The following is a 16356-nucleotide window of genomic DNA, read 5'->3' on the forward strand; positions in this document are numbered from 1 at the left end:
ATTTTTATACATTAAATATATTTTTATCATCAATTTTAAAATCTAAAGCTATATATGATATACTTTTTATTTAAATAGTGAATATAGTATGTATTATATGCAATGTGATCTTGCCAAATATATTTTTAAATTCAAAATTTCAATTTCTACTATTTTAATGATATATTTTAAAACATTACAGAACACGTTTTTGACTCCTTTACCTACCTTTAGTTCAAAAATGCTAAAATAGAATAAAGGTTGTACATTACACAACTGATACGTACTGTACAACCTCTTTATTTTATTATTAAATTTTTTATAAATTATAACTCCATCTCCATATGATCTTTGTCGACCAATCCAACTTCTACATCACACTCAAAGATCTCCTTAAGCAACTTAGCAAGTTCATCTCTAGCCTTAATTATCTTATTTACATTGTTGTCTTTAAAACCATCTATAGGAAAAAATATATTTTTACTATTTTCAGTTATCTTGCCTTCTTCGCCTTGTCTCCAGATCCACCTTCTAGTCTTAACTTTATCTCCAACAGAATAAATAAGTTCACCACCTTCTATAAATTCTGGCTCAGTCTCTCCAAAAGGAATAAATTTATCGCCTTCTTTAGAGAATCTAACACTAACATCATCATTGCTAAGATCCATATCATGCGCTCCTAAAGGAAGTAAGTATTTTAATGAAATTGAATTTCCAAGATCCACAATAGGATTTATATAAGGTAGCTTTTTATTTTTTGCTACTCTCGATGTCATAGCTTCAATAGAGCTCATAAATTTATTTGGATTTATTCCTAACTCTCTAAAAGCATCTCTATAAGGAATAATCTCTTCAGATTCCTTAACCTTTTTGCCTTCAAAGTAATTTTCTGTATTTTCAATACTAATATCAAGTAAGTTGGCAATTCTCTCTATAGTTTTTGTATTATCAATCCCTTTTGCCACTACAACCCCAAAACAAACATTTTCTAACTTATCAAATACTTCTTTGTCTACTTTGAACTTCATACAGCTACCTCCAAAACATTTACAATATTTTCTTATTATAATCCATTTTATTTCTATTGAAACCTTTAGTCAATTGCTTCTTTTATAAAGTTAGCATATTTACCTGAAAAACAAACAGATTATATATTTATTTACTATAGGGATTTTTATTATTTTATAAAGTAAATTCTCCTTGAATTTAGAATAAGATTACCTTAATATTAAGGTAATCTTATTAGTTTAAATGCTTCTGCAAAAGCCTCTGTATTTGCCCCTCCTCCAACTTGCGTCGCAGAAGTAAATACTTTTCCTTTCAGCGCAGCCTTTTGCTCAACTGATAATTTATTTCCAACTAATAGTATTGGTGATTTTGTTTTGCTTCCTAAAGCACCAACTGAAAGTCCGTCGATTAAATCTCCGCTGTTCTTTGAACCATCTTTTACTACATATAAATTATTGTACTGGCTTCCGTTAATACTATCTTTGTAAAAATGGTCTACGATTTTGGCATTTGTATCATTTCTATTTTCACCAGATAATCTAGTCGGATTAATAAGTTGACCTTCTAAATCAGAAGATAGTGAAGACGTCCCACCGACTATATATGTTTTTTCTATATTAGAGACCTTTTCAAATTGATCTAAGTCTTTAACTTGGCTTTTAGGGTCTGCTAGTATTATAGGTATATTATTTTCTCCTGCTGGAGCTCCTATACTTATAGCATCAGCCAACCCTCTAACACCATTTACTACAGCAATTTTTGATACTTTATTTTTTTCATTTAATTTGTAAGCTAAATTCATACTAGTTTTATATCTATCTTCACCTGATATTCTATCTACAGCAAAACCTGACGACCTAAGTTTCTCTTCAACAGATTTACTTACTGAATTTTCTCCACCAATTATATATACGTTTTTAGCTTTAAGTCTATTTATTTCGTCTAATGTAATTTTATTTAATGTATTTTTCTCTGTTAATAGAACAGGTGAATTTAATGATGATGCGTACGGTGTAGCAGATAATGCATCAGGTATAGCATTTCCATTTACAAGTACCACATTATCAGAAGTCGACCAACCCTTTTTGCTTATTTTCACAGATGTATCGTATCTATCAGTACCTATCAAATTTTCTTTATTTACATCTTTGTAAGTTGTATTTTTAGTTATTGCTTTTATTGTAAAATTCATTGGATAAAATTCAGATGAAGAATTGACATCCTTAAAATTATCTCCTTCTAAAATATAACTTTCACCCAAATCAGCTTTAGCTATAAAACCGTCGTATCCTTTTACTTCTGATTCGGTAAACATAGATACATTTCCAGTTCCTTCTCCATCTATCTCTACTACAATAGCTCCTTTTCCTTTAGGAATTTTATAAGAATCTACCTCAGCATTTGTATATCCTGAAAACTCTATATTTCCTCCGCCAATTTTAACCATTCTATCTTTTTGAGGCGAATTTCCAACCACTGGTGCATAATAAATATTATACTTAGAGCCTATGCTATCACTCATAAATGTCACTGAATCCAATACTTCACTATCACTGCTAAAGTCAAATACATTAGCTGCAGTAATCTTTTGACCAACAATAGGAGCTAATCCTGCATATTCATGTTGGTAAATTTTCTTACTTTCATCTGGCATTTCAACGTTTTTTATTGCAAAATTATCTGTATCTGACATCAAAGTCTTGTCTTCATATGAAATCCAAAGGTAACCACCCTCTGAATTGTATGGTCCCCAACTGTTTTTAGCCAGCCATGCTCCATTGTTTTTAGGCTTATAGTCAGGATTAAAGTTATCCTTAGAATAATTGTCATCCCATCCGATTATTGATATTGTATGATTTGTGTACTGGTATACATTACAGTTGTAAGATGATTTATCTTGACTTAAATATCTATTGTAATGCCCATAACCCGATATTATAGCTCCATACTTTAACACAGAGTTCTTCATGGATTCAATATTATCATTTATATGTACAACTTCAGTTACGTTTACTTGTGTATCTTCTGCATCCATATTACTTGGTCTTGTAGCACCAAGTGCCATAGGTACCTTACCATTGTATGGAATATCCTTTTCTAATTTAGGACCCATCCAAGATGTTAAATATCCAATAGCTGTAAAATTTGAAGCACCAGTCATATCCGTCAAATTCCATCCATAATCACCATTAGTTGCCCACCACTTTAAATGTTCTTCTGAAAAATCATATTCGCCCATATTTTTATACTTTAGGTAGCTTTCTAGTGATGACATGGCTGTAAAAGTCCAACATGTACCTAATTCACCTTGATCCTTTACAGGAGTAGTTAAACCTAATTTTCTTGGATCGTAGCTAATCGGTAAATTTGCACTTGTTTTTCTCTTCAAATAGTTTGGAACTGAAATCCCTAGACCATTGTCTTTTACATCAGTCGACTCGATTTTATAGGGAGCTGGAATTCGTCCATTGTACTTATCTGCGTTTCCATTTTCAACATCTTCTAAATATTGCTTATACTCTTGTGTATAGTCCGGTTTATTTATAGATGTTATAGAATTGTTGTTATATGCAAAAGTTGGTGTTGTCGATACGACAAAAATAGAAATTACCAATCCAACTGATAATAGCCTTTTTATTAAATTTTTTCTCTTCTTCATAATTTTCACCCCAATAATTCACTTTTCTAATACAATTATAGCAGATAATGTAAGATTTTAATAAAAATACCAAATATTTATTTTTTTTTATCAATATTGTAATTTTTTTATTATTTTACTTTATTTTTGTATAAATTTGTAATAAAACTGTTTCTTAATATCTTTTTATAATTTTTCGTCAATCTGAAATCTTAACTTTACCAAAGTTTTTCTGATATACTTGTCGATGGTATAATCAAACAATTCCCTGAGAAGTTTAATAAATAATTTACAATATAAAAAGTTATCAAAAAAGGGGCTGTCCCAAAAATGATTGAATTTAATCATTTTAAAAAGTAGCCCCTTATTAGTTTAATTTTTTATTAATTTATGTTTATAAAACTTTATTAAAAAATAATTTATTTATATCCAATTACTGCTGCTCCTAGTGCACCTATTATTTGTGTATCTTCGGCAACAAATATTTTTTTACCTAGCAATTCTTCTATCATTTTAACTAAGACCTTACTTTTTGCAAGGCCTCCGGTAAATGCAATCTCATCAACTATTTCAGTTCTAGATAGCATCGATACGGATTTATTTGCAATTGATTTTAGAATTCCAGCTGCTATATTTTCTTTAGCAATATCTTGAGCAAGCAAGCTTACTATTTCTGATTCAGCAAATACAGTACACATACTTGATATATTCACCGGTTCATTTCCACTTGCTAGTTTATCTATATTTGAGATATCACTTCCCAATAAATTAGAAGTTATCTCTAAAAATCTACCAGTCCCTGCAGCACATTTATCATTCATTATAAAGTTAAATACATTCCCTGCATTATCTAAATTTATAACCTTACTATCTTGACCACCTACATCGAGGATTGTTCTTATATTTTCATTTAGAAAAAAAATTCCCCTCGTATGACAAGTTATCTCTGTAACCTTTTTGTCAGCGAAATCCATTACGCCTCTACCGTATCCAGTACCAATTGTTTTTATAATTTGGTCTTTGGTGATTCCTTCTGACAATAAATCATAAACTTGTTCAGATGTAGTTTTAGGACTCCATCCTGTTGGGAGAATTACTTTTTTGACTATTTTTTCTCCATCAAACAGAACTCCTTTGGTTGCGACAGATCCTGAGTCAACTCCTATACTATACATACATCCTCCTAATAGCTCTTATAACATCTCTACAAATGCTTCAAATCTCGTTTTTAATTGTTCAGTATCAGATTTTGAATAGTCTGTTTCTATAGACATAAAAGCTTTATTTTTTTCTTTTGTTACAAACTCTTTTACCCTGTAAGATTCAATATTGAAAGTATGACAAGCTTGAAGAACTACGTCTATTACACCGTCCACTTTATATTCATCTATCAATCTATCCAAAAGTTCGAATCTATTGTCATTATCCATCATACATGAACATCCAATTTTTATGTATTTCTGAGTTAATGCATCGTAAACATCATCCATATTTTCGTCAACTAATCTGTCTGTTGATCTAATAGCTTGGCATAACTCTAAAGCAACAACTGATGCTCCAGCATCTTCTAATGTTTGTATAATCTTTTCGCTGATTCCTCCTATTGGAGATCCTGTTATAAGTATTCTTGGGCTGTCCTTTTTAACAGGACATTCACCTTTTTCATATCTTTCTTTTGTGTCATCTATTACTTTTCTTATAGAAGCTTTTAACTCGTCCCTATCAAATTTAAATCCTGCTTGGTAAAGGACATTATGCAGCTCCATACCTGTAAGCATAGATGGCTCAGATTTTCCTAATTCATAGAATTCTTTTAAAAGAACTCTCTCTTCATTTTTATCTTTTATAGCAGCTCTGATATCATCTTCTGTTATTGTAACACCTAAAGATTTTTCGGTTTCTTCTTTTAATTTTATTATCTCGTCTTTCCAAAGTTTGTAGCTAAGATCACCTTTAACCGTATTTGGAAGGTGCATCACATGCATATTTTTTTCTTTTGCAAGTTCTTCATACATTTTTTTCTTACCATCACAAGTAGTTTCTCCAATTAGCAAGTCTGAGAAATAGAAATAAGGGCAAGTATCAGTTATAGCGTGTCCATAGCTAGATTTGATAAGCGGACATAGATTTCTTGGTAAAACCTTTTCAGCATCTGGTATTGGTTCCTCACTTACACCACACACCCCAACTGTAACTGCACCAGCTGCCATTGGTATCTCAACAGGAGTAAAAGTACAGAAAGTACCTACTAATTTTTTTCCACTATCTTTTAATTCTTTAGCACTTAAAAATCCTTTTTGTCTTGCATCAGTAAAGCTATCAAATTGCTTTGGTAAATTTGACATTGAAATTCCCCCTAATTATTTATTTTGACTAAGTTTTTGATTGTTTTATTAAAATTACAAAAATCAATATATTGAACCTCTATTCTAGATTTTACCACGTTTTTCGCAAGCATTATGATTGTTTTTATCTATATAGTTGCACAGTAGTATAGTCAAATTGTATAAACATAATAAGGTTATATCAGACTAATAAGCCAAGACTTTATATCATTATCAGCAAAACTTGCATTTGCAGAATTCTTATATATTTCATAATAATCTTCTGTAGTCAAATTAAAGTTATTGAGTACAAATTCAATCTCAGATGATAAACTTACATCTGAAACAGTTCTGTTATCAGTATTTATGGTTACTTTTAATCCATCTTTATAAAAGTTGTAAAATGGATGCTCTTTAAAAGATACAACTGCTTTGGTTTGTACATTGCTAGTAGGACACATTTCTAGGGCTATCTTGCTATCCTTAATTAATTTGTATACATCCTTATTATCTTTAATTCGAACTCCATGCCCTATCCTCTCAGCGCCCAACATTTTTACAGCATCGTAAACATTGTTTGCAGATGCAGCTTCTCCAGCATGTATAGTGATTCTGTATCCATAGCTTTTGGCTAGATTAAAAGCTTTTGTAAATTTTTTACAGAATCCTTCGTCTTCTGGTCCACATAAATCGACTGCTACTACGCCAGATCCTATAAATTCTCTACCTTCCTCTACTATCAATATAGCATCTTCTTCAGTCATATTTCTCATACAACCTAGAATTAGATTTCCTTTGATATCGTATTTTTCTTCAGCTTTATTGATTCCTATAAGCACACTCTCTATTATCTCTTTTATTGTAAGTCCCTTTTTCGTGTGCAGTAACGGTGCAAACCTAACTTCTATATATTTAATATTTTCTTTAGAAGCATCCTCTAAAAGTTCAAAGGAGACTCTCTCTAAATTATCTTTAGTTTGCATTATGCCAACAGGCAAATCAAAACTTTTTAAATATTCTACTAGAGACGTACTATTCTTAGGAGCTACTGCTATGTCTTTAACTTTTCGTATATCTGTCAAATCAAATTCCTCAATAAGACCTTCTTTGATAACTAAATCTTGAATTGTTTCAACTCTCAAACTACCATCTAAATGACAATGTAAATCGATTTTAGGTAAATTTTCAATCATTGTATCCTCCATAAGTAAAAATATTTTTAATCATTATTTATAATTATTTATCAATATACTTCTTATATGTATAACTTATACATTAGACATCTATATAAAATATTATATCATTGATAATAGCAAACAATTCAACAATCTATGGCGATCATACTTATATAATCATATCTGTTTTAATATATAAACTGGATATAAGAAGATATGATTAGAATATACTCTTGGCAATAAAATTAATATACAAGAAATTCTATAAAACTATCTAGAGCTTTTCTATAATAATAAAAGAAAATGAGTTGTATAAAATTCACATTTTATACAACTCATTTATTATTATAGAGTATTTTATCTTCATCTAACCAAACAAACTAAGTAAAATACCTGCTGCAACAGCAGAACCTATAACTCCGGCAACATTTGGTCCCATTGCATGCATAAGTATAAAATTACCTGGATTTTCTTTTTGAGCTTCCTTATGTGCTACTCTTGCTGCCATTGGAACTGCAGAAACTCCAGCTGCTCCTATAAGTGGATTAATTTTTTCTTTTGTAAATTTATTCATTATCTTGGCGCAGATTACGCCTGCTGCTGTTCCAATGCCAAAAGCGATTACTCCAAGTACAAATATTTTTAAAGTCTGTGCACTTAAAAATATTTCTGCTTTAGCGGATGCTCCAACTGAGAGCCCCAGAAATATAGTAACTATGTTCATAAGTGCATTAGAAGCTGTATCCGAAAGTCTATCTGCGACTGCACATTCCTTAAGCAAATTACCAAACATAAGCATTCCAATAAGTGTTGCAGCTGCAGGTAAAAGTAACGACACAACAATAGTAACAGTTATAGGAAACAGAATTTTAACTTTTTTAGATACAGGTTTGCTCTGCGTCATTACTATCCCTCTTTCCTCTTGAGAAGTAAGAGCTCTCATTATCGGAGGTTGAATAATTGGTACTAATGCCATATACGAATAAGCTGCAACTGCTATTGGCGCTAGTAGATGTGGTGCTAATTTAGTGGTCAAGTATATTGCTGTTGGACCATCAGCTCCTCCTATTATACCTGTTGATGCCGCCTCTGGTCCTGTAAAACCTAAAAGCAATGCACCTATAAAAGTAAAAAATATTCCAAATTGCGCTGCTGCGCCAAGTAGTATGCTCTTGGGATTTGATATCAATGGGCCAAAATCAGTCATAGCTCCAACCCCTAAAAATATTAATGGTGGAAATATTCCAAGTTCATCCCCTAAAAATAAATAATGTAGTAATCCACCTGCAGTTTTCGTTGTTATATTTGCCTCCAAGGTATTGTTTACGGTCGCTCCAATTGGTTCGATGACAGAAACTGCCCCATTCATTACTCCAGATAGGGGAAGGTTTGAAAGCAACATACCAAAAGCTATAGGTACTAGTAATAATGGTTCAAAACCTTTACTTATTGCTAAATACAGTAGAAGACATGCAACTAATATCATTGCTAACTGTCTCCAATCCATATTAACAATACCCATTGATTGAATAAAATTAGTTATAACCTCTACCATGGGTAAGTCCTCCTTTTTTTAATTTCTATCCTATAGTTATCAAAGTGTCTCCTACACTTACTGAAGCTCCTTTTGATACGTTTACTGATGTTACATTCCCATCCGAACTTGCCATAATTTCATTTTCCATCTTCATAGCTTCAAGTACTAATAATACTTGACCTTTTTTAACGCTATCTCCAACTTTAACTTTTACATCATTTATAGTTCCTGGCATTGGGGCACTTACTGTTCCTGATCCTACTGATTGTGTATTTAATTTAGAAGCAGCGTTATTAGCTTCTTTTGGTGGCACTTTTGGAGTACTTTGTTGAATAGATTGTGCTCTTGAAACCTGCACTCCTTCTGAGCTTATTTCTTCAACTTCTACTTCATAGCTATTTCCATTAACGATTATATTGTATTTTTTTATCATTATTTAGCTCCCCCTTTTCAATATCGATTAGTATTATTTTTCATATTTTCCCAACTTGTTTTATAGTTGTTACTTCTTACTACTTTTTTTACCAATATATTATTTGCCGATTTTCCTGTTTGAGTTGCTATTGCAGCAGTTATAACTGCGACTAATTCTGCATCATCTGCTCGCTCATTGTGATCAGGGATTGTAGCAGGAGTTTTAGTTTCTTTATTTATTTTTGTAGTTTTATCTGTCTGCCTTTCCAATAAGCTTATAATTCCAGAAATTAAAATCAACACAATAAATACTACAACCATTGAAATTATCGCTACACTAAATCCAGCAAGAAGCTTATCACCTACACTTACGGAAGCTGAAGGATCTTTTAGTGCTTCTAGTAATTGACGTAAATTCATAGTTTACCACCTCCTATAAAGGTATATTTCCATGCTTTTTAGGCGGTCTCTCTTCACGTTTTGAAGATAATATATCCAGAGCATCCGCAAGTCTAAGTCTAGTTAATGAAGGTCTTATTACATCATCGATATATCCTCTTTCTGCCGCTTTATATGGAGTTGCAAATTCAGTTGTATACTCCTGAACTTTTTCAGCCCTCATAGCATCTTTATCTTCAGCATCTTTAATATCATTTTTAAATACTATATTAGCAGCGCCACTTGGTCCCATTACAGCAACCTCTGCTGTTGGCCATGCTAAAACCATATCAGCACCTAAATCTTTTGAACACATAGCTAGATACGATCCACCATATGCTTTTCTAGTTATGATAGTTATTTTTGGAACAGTAGCTTCACTGTAAGCATAAAGCATCTTTGCACCATGACGAATAATTCCGCCATATTCTTGAGCCGTTCCAGGTAAAAATCCCGGTACATCAACTAAACTTAGAATTGGTATATTGAATGAATCGCACATTCTTATAAATCTAGAGCTTTTATCAGAAGCATTTATATCAAGAGATCCAGCCATAAAATTAGGTTGATTTGCTATAATTCCTATACTTTCACCATTTATTCTTGCAAGCCCAGTAACAATATTTTGAGCAAATAGTGGTTGTACCTCATAAAAATCGCCACTATCAACTATTTCAAATATTATTTCTTTCATATCATAAGGTTTATTAGAATCATCTGGAACAATGCTATCTAATATATCATTTATTCTGTTCGCATCATCTTGACATTCTATTATTGGAGCTTTTTCTGAATTATTCGAAGGTAAAAAGCTAAGCAGTCTCTTAATTTGATTAATACAATCTTCGTCGTTTGAAGCTATAAAATGAGCTACTCCAGAAGTAGTATTATGGGTATATGCTCCGCCGAGCTCTTCAGCAGTTACTTCTTCACCAGTTACTGTTTTAATAACTTGTGGACCTGTTATAAACATCTGACTAGTCTGATCCACCACATATACAAAATCGGTAAGTGCAGGAGAATACACTGCTCCGCCAGCACATGGTCCCATTATTGCTGAAATCTGAGGTACTACCCCAGATGCTAAAGTATTTTTATAAAAAATCTCACCATATCCAGCAAGTGCATCTACCCCTTCTTGTATTCTAGCTCCACCGGAATCATTTAAACCTACTACTGGAACACCTAATTTTAAAGAAAGATCCATTACTTTACCAATCTTTTTTGCATGCATCTCACCTAGTGATCCACCTAGGACAGTAAAATCTTGAGCAAATGCACAAACTAGTCTTCCATCAACTTTTCCGTATCCGCAAACAACTCCTTCTCCAGGAATTTCTTGTTTTTCCATCCCAAAGTTAGAACATCTATGTTTTACAAATGCTTCCAACTCAACAAAGGTATTTTCATCAAATAATCTATTCAACCTTTCTCTAGCTGTTAGTTTGCCTGATGAATGTTGTTTATCTATTCTTTTTTGTCCCCCGCCTAATTCGATTGCACTTCTCTTTTCTTGAAGTAAATCTAACTTTTCTTTAGACAACATAAAACCACCTCCAGGAAATTAGTCTTTTATTCTCTTTCACTTAGCTCAAGTAATACACCATCAGTTCCTTTTGGATGACAAAATGCTATCCTTGCATTTCCAGCTCCATATCTTGGTGTCTCATCTATCATTCTAAATCCTTTATCTTTTACTTCAGCTATGGCTTCTTCAATATTATCGACTCTAAGAGCAACATGTTGAATACCACCACGATTTGAATTTTTTGCTATAAATTTTGCAATAGGTCCATCTTCTGTAGTTGATTCTAAAAACTCTAACTCAGTATCACCTACGGGTAAGAATGCAACCTTAACTTGTTGATCTTCAACTATTTCTCTTCCTGTACATTTTAATCCAAGAACATCTTCATAAAACTTAAGAGTATCTTCTAAACTATTTACTGCTATACCAACATGATCTACTTTTAGTACTTTCATGCACTACCCCTCCAATTATAGATTTTGATTGTTTGTTATTTTTTCATATACTATACTGCTTATTGAATAAGGATCAATTTCCTTAGTCATTGTTTTATTTAGAAGTTTTTCTATTTCTTCACTGCTCTGTAAATTTCTAACCAACGTCTCAACTTTTCTTTGTACCAACTCTCTAACTTCTTGCTTATTGCGTCTTAGTCTTTTTTGGGTTAATTTATCACTATCTTCAAGAAACATCTTATGCTTTAATATATTTTCATAAGCAAGATCTACGCCTTCTCCGGTCTCAGATATTACTAAGCTTACTGGAGGTCTAAATTCCCATTCTTTATTGAAATCAAGCATCATCTCAATTTCTATAGATGTCTTTTTAGCTCCATCTTTATCAGCTTTATTTACAATAAAAACATCTGCAATTTCCATGACTCCTGCTTTTATCGCTTGTATATCGTCTCCTAATCCTGGAACCATAACAATTAGAGTAGTATCTGCTGTTTTTACAATGTCTATCTCAGATTGCCCAACCCCAACCGTTTCAATAAATATATAATCACATCCATATGCATCGAGTACTTTTATAGCTGCTTGAGTTGCATTAGAAAGTCCACCCAAACTTCCTCTAGTCCCCATTGATCTAATAAATACATCAGGATCAGTACTTAAATCATTCATCCTAATTCGATCTCCAAGTATTGCACCTTTTGTAAATGGACTTGTTGGATCTATTGCGATAATTCCTACTTTTTTACCCTGTGTCCTAAGGAGTTTAACTATCTTATCAGTAAATGTAGACTTACCAGCCCCAGGTGGACCAGTAATTCCAATCACATAAGCTCTTCCTGTTTGATTGTAAATCTCTTTTAATGCATCTTCGTAACCGGAAGTTTCATTTTCTACAATGGTAATAAGTCTAGCACAATCCCTCTTATTTCCATTTAATACTCCATCGACTAATTTTTTTATCTTATCATCGACTTTATTCACCATAATATCATCGCCTTTACGCCAAACTTTTGTGTGTATTTTCTTTTATAAATTTAATTGTGGTCGATGTAGGAGTTCCCGGAGTAAATATCTCAGCAATACCTTTTTCTTTTAGTACTGGTATATCTTCTTCAGGTATAACACCGCCTCCGATTATAAGAACATCATCTATATTTTCTTCTTTTAATAATTCTGCTACCTTAGGAAGTAAATGATTATGAGCTCCAGATAATATACTCATAGCTATTACATCCACGTCTTCTTGTATGGCTGAAGCCACAATTTGTTCAGGAGTTTGAAACAATCCTGTATATATAACTTCCATACCTGCATCTCTCAGCGCCCTTGCAACAACTTTAGCTCCTCTATCATGTCCATCTAATCCTGGTTTTGCAACTAATACTCTTATAGGTCTCATGTTTTTACTCCCCTCTATATCATTACTATTTGTTTGTATTCACCGAATTCTTCTCTCATAACACCACAGATTTCTCCAAGTGTTGCATACTCCATAACTGCATCTAAAATAGCCGGCATTATATTTTCATCAGATTTACAAACATCTCTCAGCGTTTCTAAAGTTTCATTTACTCTTTCGTTATTTCTTTTTTCTTTAAGAACTTTTATTTTTTCTTTTTGTCTCTCACCAACCATTGGATCAACTCTTAAAAGACCCTTCGGTGCTTCTTCATCTATTTGATATTTATTTACTCCTACTATTATTTTTTCGTTATTTTCTATTTCTTTTTGATATTTATAAGCGCTATCCATTATTTCTTGTTGTATATATCCTTGCTCAATGGCTTGTGGCGCACCTCCAATTTCATCTATTTTATCGATAATAGCCATCGCTTCCTTTTCTATCTCATTAGTAAGACCCTCAACATAGTAAGAACCTGCAAGTGGATCTATAGTATCCGCTGCTCCACTCTCATTTGCAACAATTTGTTGTGTTCTAAGAGCTACTCTTACTGAATCTTCTGTAGGTAGAGCTAGAGCTTCGTCTTTTGAATTTGTATGTAGCGATTGAGTTCCTCCTAGAACTGCAGCTAAAGTTTGAATAGCAACTCTAACAATATTATTTTCAGGTTGTTGTGCAGTTAATGTACATCCTGCTGTCTGTGTGTGGAATTTTAATGCCCATGATTTTGGATTTTCTGCTTTAAATCTTTCCTTCATAATTTTTGCCCAAATTCTTCTCGCAGCTCTAAACTTAGCAACTTCTTCAAATAAATTGTTGTGAGCATTAAAAAAGAATGATAATCTTGGAGCAAAATCATCTACATGAAGTCCTGCTTCAATAGCTGCATTTACATACGCAATACCGTCTGCTAGAGTAAATGCCACTTCTTGAATTGCATTTGCACCTGCTTCCCTGATATGGTATCCAGATATACTGATTGTGTTCCACTTAGGAACATGTTTAGAACAATACTCAAATATATCTGTAATAAGTCTCATAGATGGTTTTACAGGGAATATATAAGTTCCTCTAGCTACATATTCCTTTAAAATATCATTTTGAATAGTTCCCCTTAATTTTTCTGGAAATACACCTTGTTTCTTAGCTACTGCAATATACATGGCAAGTAATACTGATGCAGGTGCATTTATTGTCATTGATGTAGATACTTTATCAAGTGGTATACCGTCAAATAATATTTCCATGTCTGCTAAAGAGTCTATACAAACTCCAACTTTCCCTACTTCACCTTCTGCAATTGGATTGTCTGAGTTATATCCCATTTGGGTTGGCAAATCAAATGCAACAGAAAGCCCCATAGATCCTTCTTCTATTAAATATTTATATCTCTTGTTAGATTCTTCAGCTGTAGCAAAACCAGCATACATTCTCATTGTCCAAAACTTACCTCTGTACATAGTTGGTTGCACACCTCTTGTAAATGGGTATTGCCCTGGAAATCCGAGATCGTTTTCATAATCAGTACACACATCTAATGGAGTATATAATCTTTTTACTTCCACACCGGTATCAAATTCAAATTCTTTTTTTCTCTCAGGGAATTTATCAATACTTTTTTTAACCTTATTTTCTTCCCATTTTGTAAAGCAACTTTGAATTTGCTCTCTGTTTTTGTCCATATTGTACCCTCCTAATCTATGCCTGCCATATAATTTATAAATATATGGCAGGCTATTTATGTTAAATAGTTATTTATTTAACTTGCTTTGATTAATTAGCTCCCGCCCCTTCTGATACTTTTCCATCTTTAGGCTTTGTATTTACTAAAAGATCATCAGTGGATTTATTTTCTTTCATGGTTCCAGTTTGCATAAATCTTTGATGCCAAGAAAGTGCTTCAGATAGTATGTGTGGTGTTTGTTTATACTTACCTTCACATGCCTTATCGAAATAATCATGCAGTTCTTCTTTATAGTCAGGATGTGCACAATTTTCAATTATCTTAATCGCTCTCTCTTTAGGCGATAACCCTCTTAAATCTGCTACACCTTGTTCAGTAACTATAACCATAACATCGTGTTCACTGTGATCTTGATGAGATACCATAGGAACGATACTTGAAATATTTCCATTTTTAGCAATAGATTCTGTAGTAAATATTGATAAATATCCATTTCTTGCAAAATCCCCTGATCCACCTATACCATTCATCATTCTACTTCCCATTATATTTGTTGAGTTTACATTTCCATATATATCCACTTCTATTGCGGTATTTATTGCTATAACCCCTAATCTTCTAGCAATCTCAGGATTATTACTTATCTCTTGAGGTCTCAGTATAAGTTTATCTTTGTAACTACAAAACTTATTATAAAAATCATCTAATCTCTCTGGTGATACTGTTAGCGATGTTCCTGATGCGAATACTACTTTACCTTTTTCAATTAGGTCGATTGCACTATCTTGAATAACTTCAGAATAAATAACAAGATCCTCAAAATCCGAATCAACTAAACCACCTAAAACGGCATTTGCAACACTTCCAACTCCAGATTGAAGTGGCAATAAGTTTTTAGGCAATCTATTTTCTTCAACCTCATTTTTTAAGAATTTAATAAGATTATCAGCCATTTTTTTTGATGTTTCGTCTATTGGATCAACTGATCTAGTCTTATCTTTTATATCTGTGTATACAATTGCTTCAATCTTATTCTTATCACAAGGAATATATGTTGTTCCAATTCTATCATCTGCTTTAGTAAGTGGAATAGCTTCTCTATCTGGAGGCAGTTCTAAATTATATACATCATGTATACCTTCAAGCTCAATAGGCTGTGATGTGTTTATTTCAACAATCACTTTGTCCGCGCACTCAACAAATACATTGCTATTTCCAATTGATGTAGAAGGAATTAAATTTCCATCTTCTGTTATTGCAATTGCTTCGATTAGGGCTACGTCTATATTTCCTAAAAATCCTGCCTTAACCCACTGAGGTGCATGACTTAAATGCATATCTGAATACTTAACTTTATCGTCGTTTATAAGATTTCTACAGGTAGTATTAGTCTGATATGGATATCTTCTCTTCATTACCCCACACTCTGAAAGTGCTGCATCTAGCTCTGGTCCTACAGAAGCACCTGTTATTATTGTAAGACCTATTTTATCTCCATTTTTAGCTCTTCTTTCAATCGCAAGTGGTATAGCTTTTGGATAACCTGCAGGTGTAAAACCACTTGTACCTACTATCATATTATCTTTAAATAATTCCGCAGCTTGATCCGCGGTCATAACTTTACTCTCTAATTCTTTACATCTCAATCTACTATCCATAAATGTTCACCCACCCAACGAATTTTAACTTTATAGTTTAAGAAGTATTTGTATGATTAGAAAATCAACCTTGATGTCAAATAATAAAATAATTAACTAAATAAACTACATGA

General features: G+C 32.6%; 14 protein-coding genes. All 14 read right to left on the reverse strand.

From position 1 onward, the window contains the following. Positions 1-305: 305 nt before the first annotated feature. The gene (locus KQI18_RS10235; protein WP_216467743.1) at positions 306-1007 is read right to left on the reverse strand and encodes a B3/4 domain-containing protein; all 702 of its coding nucleotides are present in this window, start codon (positions 1005-1007) and stop codon (positions 306-308) included. Positions 1008-1207: 200 nt separating this feature from the next. Continuing rightward, positions 1208-3646, reverse strand: coding sequence for a cell wall-binding repeat-containing protein (locus KQI18_RS10240; RefSeq protein WP_216467744.1), 2439 nt, complete (start codon positions 3644-3646; stop codon positions 1208-1210). Positions 3647-4044: 398 nt separating this feature from the next. Further along, a complete protein-coding gene (locus KQI18_RS10245; RefSeq protein WP_216467745.1) occupies positions 4045-4800 on the reverse strand; it encodes an acyl-CoA dehydratase activase in 756 nt (251 codons plus the stop codon). 18 nt (positions 4801-4818) lie between these two features. Next, a complete protein-coding gene (locus KQI18_RS10250; RefSeq protein ID WP_216467746.1) occupies positions 4819-5970 on the reverse strand; it encodes a double-cubane-cluster-containing anaerobic reductase in 1152 nt (383 codons plus the stop codon). A 176-nt stretch (positions 5971-6146) separates the two neighbouring features. Further along, positions 6147-7142 (reverse strand): adenosine deaminase, encoded by a 996-nt coding sequence (gene add, locus KQI18_RS10255; RefSeq protein WP_216467748.1) that lies wholly within the window; start codon positions 7140-7142, stop codon positions 6147-6149. A gap of 349 nt (positions 7143-7491) precedes the next feature. After that, positions 7492-8679, reverse strand: a complete 1188-nt coding sequence (locus tag KQI18_RS10260) for a sodium ion-translocating decarboxylase subunit beta (RefSeq protein WP_216467749.1) — start codon at positions 8677-8679, stop codon at positions 7492-7494. A 25-nt stretch (positions 8680-8704) separates the two neighbouring features. Further along, entirely contained in the window at positions 8705-9094 is a 390-nt protein-coding gene (locus KQI18_RS10265) for a biotin/lipoyl-containing protein (protein ID WP_236887732.1), read from the reverse strand. Positions 9095-9111: 17 nt separating this feature from the next. Continuing rightward, positions 9112-9495, reverse strand: a complete 384-nt coding sequence (locus tag KQI18_RS10270) for an OadG family protein (RefSeq protein WP_216467750.1) — start codon at positions 9493-9495, stop codon at positions 9112-9114. Positions 9496-9508: 13 nt separating this feature from the next. Next, entirely contained in the window at positions 9509-11059 is a 1551-nt protein-coding gene (mmdA, locus tag KQI18_RS10275; protein WP_216467751.1) for a methylmalonyl-CoA decarboxylase subunit alpha, read from the reverse strand. 26 nt (positions 11060-11085) lie between these two features. Further along, positions 11086-11496: a methylmalonyl-CoA epimerase gene (mce, locus tag KQI18_RS10280; RefSeq protein ID WP_216467752.1), complete on the reverse strand. Its 411-nt coding sequence runs from the start codon at positions 11494-11496 to the stop codon at positions 11086-11088. Between the two features lie 15 nt (positions 11497-11511). Beyond that, complete coding sequence (gene meaB, locus KQI18_RS10285; protein ID WP_216467753.1) at positions 11512-12483, reverse strand: methylmalonyl Co-A mutase-associated GTPase MeaB; 972 nt, start codon at positions 12481-12483, stop codon at positions 11512-11514. Positions 12484-12496: 13 nt separating this feature from the next. After that, positions 12497-12898 carry a cobalamin B12-binding domain-containing protein gene (locus KQI18_RS10290; RefSeq protein WP_216467755.1) on the reverse strand — a complete coding sequence of 134 codons (402 nt, stop codon included), beginning with the start codon at positions 12896-12898 and terminating at the stop codon, positions 12497-12499. Positions 12899-12912: 14 nt separating this feature from the next. After that, positions 12913-14583, reverse strand: coding sequence for an acyl-CoA mutase large subunit family protein (locus tag KQI18_RS10295; RefSeq protein WP_216467757.1), 1671 nt, complete (start codon positions 14581-14583; stop codon positions 12913-12915). A gap of 91 nt (positions 14584-14674) precedes the next feature. Continuing rightward, positions 14675-16243, reverse strand: coding sequence for an acetyl-CoA hydrolase/transferase family protein (locus KQI18_RS10300; protein ID WP_216467759.1), 1569 nt, complete (start codon positions 16241-16243; stop codon positions 14675-14677). Between the last annotated feature and the right edge of the window lie 113 nt (positions 16244-16356).

This window comes from Metaclostridioides mangenotii (genome assembly GCF_018917235.1).
Lineage (GTDB): Bacteria > Bacillota > Clostridia > Peptostreptococcales > Peptostreptococcaceae > Metaclostridioides.